A 916-nucleotide genomic window follows, 5' to 3' on the forward strand; every position below is an offset into this window, starting at 1 on the left:
GCGCGCGAGGCGTTCCGCTTCCTGCACGTGTCCACCGACGAGGTCTACGGCACGCTGGGGGCCACCGGCAAGTTCAGCGAGACCACCCCTTACGCGCCGAACTCGCCGTACTCGGCTTCCAAGGCGGCTTCCGACCACCTGGTGCGCGCGTTCCACCACACCTACGGGCTGCCGGTGCTGACCACCAACTGCTCCAACAACTACGGCCCCTACCACTTCCCGGAGAAGCTGATCCCGCTGGTGATCGCCCGGGCGCTGGCCGGCGAGCCGCTGCCGGTCTACGGCGACGGCAGGCAGGTGCGCGACTGGCTGTACGTGGCCGATCACTGCGAGGCGATCCGCACGGTACTGGCCAAGGGTACGGTGGGCGAGACCTACAACGTCGGCGGCAATTCCGAGCGCGAGAACATCGAGGTGGTGCGGACGATCTGCGCTCTGCTCGACCAGCGCCGTCCCCGAAGCGACGGCCAGCCGCGTTCGAGCCAGATCACCTTCGTGGCCGATCGCCCGGGCCACGACCGCCGCTACGCCATCGATGCCTCCAAGCTCAAGCGCGAGTTGGGCTGGGAGCCGCAGCACACGTTCGAGCAGGGCATCGCCGCCACCGTGGACTGGTACCTGGAGCACCAGGACTGGGTGAACCGGGTGCTCGACGGCAGCTACCGGCTCGAACGGATCGGGACCGCGGCCTAGGCCGCGCCGCGCTGTTCTCCCGGCCGGCCCTTTCATCGGCCTCCGGCCTGAAGCCATTCTCGCTCCATGCCCTCATCCGCCCTTCGGGCCCCTTCTCCCGCATGCGGGAGAAGGGAGAAGCGGCAAGACCCTAGGAAACACAGATGACCCAACGCAAAGGCATCATCCTGGCCGGCGGCTCCGGCACGCGGCTGTATCCGATCACCCGCGGCGTGAGCAAGCA

At 68.3% G+C, this 916-nt stretch carries 2 protein-coding genes; both read left to right on the forward strand.

From position 1 onward, the window contains the following. Window positions 1-693 (forward strand): GDP-mannose 4,6-dehydratase (locus tag LRX76_RS18715; RefSeq protein ID WP_231807140.1); only part of this gene is annotated, 693 nt, incomplete at its 5' end. Between the two features lie 143 nt (window positions 694-836). Further along, window positions 837-916: sugar phosphate nucleotidyltransferase (locus LRX76_RS18720; protein WP_231807141.1), on the forward strand; the 80-nt coding region annotated here is incomplete at its 3' end.

Origin of the sequence: Stenotrophomonas sp. MMGLT7 (assembly GCF_021168555.1) — a bacterium.
GTDB lineage: Bacteria > Pseudomonadota > Gammaproteobacteria > Xanthomonadales > Xanthomonadaceae > MMGLT7.